The organism is Collinsella sp. LCP19S3_C9 (assembly GCF_052121575.1).
In the GTDB taxonomy this organism is placed as follows: domain Bacteria; phylum Actinomycetota; class Coriobacteriia; order Coriobacteriales; family Coriobacteriaceae; genus Collinsella.
The window spans coordinates 1-3,069 of the sequence record NZ_JBQKDZ010000028.1 but is presented as its reverse complement, the minus strand read 5'-3'; the positions used below and the strand labels follow the sequence as shown (position 1 = coordinate 3,069).

The following is a 3,069-nucleotide window of genomic DNA, read 5'->3' as shown; positions in this document are numbered from 1 at the left end:
CCTGCGGCTTCTACGAGCATACGAGGCGCCAGATGATCGATCGTCCCCAGCCCTTCTGGGACTATTGGCAACGGCAGGGAGCGGCTACGTCAATGCTGGTCTAACAGAGAGATTCAGAAATATGTTGGGTTGCTTGTACAAACGCAACAAAGACCCCTCAGCTGTCCGCATGGGGTGACTTCCCAGCGCATTCCACAGGACGAAAGAACCCCCGCCGCACGAAGTGCGCAGCAGGGGTTCTTTCATGTCCGAGGACGCGCTGGGAAGTTACCCCATGCGGCCAGCGGACAACTATGCGGCCTTGGACTAGAACATGCCCAAGAAACCGTGCACAAACAGCGCGGCCAGAGCGGCACCGATAAACGGCGCGATGCCAGGAACGAGCAGGCCGTACTTCCAGTTGTTGTCAGCCTTGTTCTTGATCGGCAGCACCTGATAGGCCATGCGAGGACCAAGGTCGCGTGCCTGGTTCATGGCGAAGCCGGTGATGCCACCCATGCCCATGCCAACGGCCCAAACGATCAGGCCGACGCAGATAGCGAGCATCAGAACGTTCTCGCCGGCGCGGCTAGCGGCAGCAAGGATGGCGCTGATGAACACAAAGGTGCAGATAGCCTCACAGAAGAAGTTGCGGGCATAGTTCGTGCCCTCGGTGGTGGGGTTGGTCGAGAAGATGTTGCGCTGGGCAATGGGGTCGACGACGCCCTCGGAAGCCTTGAACTCATCGGTATACATAAACCAAGCGATTACGGCGCCCACAAAGCCGCCGAGCATATCGGCAATCATGAAGGGGATGCAGCTACTCCACGGCACCAGACCGACGATGCACTGGGCAAGCACCATAGCCGGGTTCATGCACACGGCGCCGCCAAAGACAAACAGGCAGACCGAGATGCCAAAAGACCAGGTGGTGATGGCAAACATGTGGCCGGAGCCCTGATACTTGGTGCCCTTAAGCACGGTATCGCAGTGTACGCCCACGCCAAAGATGATCATGAGGGCCGTTGCACCGAATTCGCAGAGGAGTTTGGTAAGCATAAAACCTTATCTTTCTTGTCGGTTACAAACGATTCGTTTAGGCCGCGCGCTAGTGCTGAGCGACGACAACGCCCAGGCCATCGGGAATGACGGCTACCTTGGCATCGGCACCCTTCATTTCAAAGGCGAGCTTGAGCGCCTCCTCGAGGGTGTTGACCGGCGTCATATGCATATCCTTGAGCATCTGGTGATCGCACAGGTCGGTGACCATGATCACAGGGTGATGCGCCAGGATGCGGGCAAAGATCTGGCTCGTCCACTGGTCGGGCAGGGTCTCGTCCTTAGGACGGTCGATGCAGGCGCGCTCAAACTCTGCCGGATCGTTGTCAGCGATGTTGTGATAGAAGCCCTCGCCACCGTGACCATCGGCGCAACCGGCGACATCGATGATCACGCCGCCCTCGGGAAGTGTGGCCTCGGCAGCGCACATGCCCTTCACGGCCTGATAGACGTTCTGATCGAGCGGATAGCCACCGTTGGTGGTGATGGCAATCTCGCACTCGACGGGCTCAACGCCGGCAAGGCTCTTCACAAACTCGCAGCCGGCCTCGTGCGCCTTGTGAATGTCGCCGGCAAAGGAGCCGATGACCTCGTGCTTGCCGTTGAGCACCACGTTGAGCACAAAGGCAAGGTGAGCCATCTCGGCAGCGGCAAACATGTCCTCGCTCACGTGGTTGTGGCACAGGTTGCCGGCGCGCGAATGGGAATCGTTCACAAACTGGCCGTTGTGGTTGTACATGATGGTCTTGTAGCTGGCGATGCCGGGCAGCACGGACTTGCGGCTGCCAGAAAAACCGGCAAAGAAGTGCGGCTCAATAAAGCCCTCGGCAAGCAGTAGATCGCAATCGGCGGCAATCTTGTTGATGATGCACTCGCCACCAGAAGGCAGGGTGCCAATCTTTTCCATCATGCTGTCGTCGGTCGCGACGTGCATGACAATTTCCTCGTTGGCAACGATCTCCTCGCCATACTTGTTGACGAGTTCCTCGTGTGTCGATGGACGATGCATACCCGTAGCAACCAGAATGCGAACGCGCGCCTCAGGCGCAGCGGAGTGGATGTGATGCAGCAGAATAGGCATCGTCACACGCGAGGGAACGGGGCGCGTATGGTCGGAGCTAATGATGACAATATCCTTCTTGCCAGCGCAAAGCTCCTCGAGCGAAGGCGATCCATAAGGGTTGGCAAGCGACTCCTCTACCAGCTCTTCCTGCGATTTTGCAGTCTTAAACTCGTTTTGATGACCTTCCATCACACCCGCGAAGTTCTTATCCTCGAGCTCCAGATGCAATGTCTTGTGGTCAAACGGCAGTTCACATTCAAACAATGACGAGCGCCCTCTTCCTTTCAACTGACACACTAGATAAACCGTTGGAAGGATACGCCGCTCACCGAAAAACGCCACCGTCCACCGAGTCGTTAACACAACGTTCATATTTGTCCCACAACAAAACGGACGCGATCCCAAACGGGACCGCGGTCTCCTGTCAAAGAAGCTATGGGCAGGGTGGATTACGCAGCGCCGAGGCAAACATCAATCCTGTGGCATGCGCGTGTAAGCTATCTTGCATAAATAGGTCAATATACTGCATAGAATGACGCATTGGGTTTCGAACCGCAACATGGTAGCCCCCTCCGGAGCGTGCATTTTTGCGAGTATTCAGCATCGCAAGATAAGATTTTCGTGTCAAAAGTCTTTCAAAAGGTAGATCGTCCTCATGACTCGTCCCATCTGGATAACATGCGGCGAGAAACCAGCCATATACGAGCATCGCCAAGGCCCAATTGTCTTGCAAAATCATCAACAAAAGCAGCGAGGGCCGGCTATGGCCTTATGCATCGATCTTTGGCTGCTGAAAACTCCGTTTTTTGCACGTCGCCCCAGGCACCACCCTCACCCAGCGGCCTTCCGCCGAAGCTGGACATCGCAGGGCCCGCCATCAGTTTACTTTTAGGCACACTCCGCAGGACGCAAGAAGCCCTCGCCGCACTCCACGCTATGCGCGAAGCGCGCCATTCTTCTCCTCAGCT

At 56.6% G+C, this 3,069-nt stretch carries 2 protein-coding genes; both read right to left on the bottom strand.

The window, feature by feature from the left end; all coding sequences use genetic code 11:
* Positions 1-306: 306 nt before the first annotated feature.
* Positions 307-1,038 carry a D/L-lactic acid transporter LarD gene (larD, locus tag ACTQXI_RS08810; protein WP_441017382.1) on the bottom strand — a complete coding sequence of 244 codons (732 nt, stop codon included), beginning with the start codon at positions 1,036-1,038 and terminating at the stop codon, positions 307-309.
* 49 nt (positions 1,039-1,087) lie between these two features.
* Positions 1,088-2,365 carry a nickel-dependent lactate racemase gene (gene larA / locus ACTQXI_RS08805; RefSeq protein WP_427748316.1) on the bottom strand — a complete coding sequence of 426 codons (1,278 nt, stop codon included), beginning with the start codon at positions 2,363-2,365 and terminating at the stop codon, positions 1,088-1,090.
* Positions 2,366-3,069: the final 704 nt, after the last annotated feature.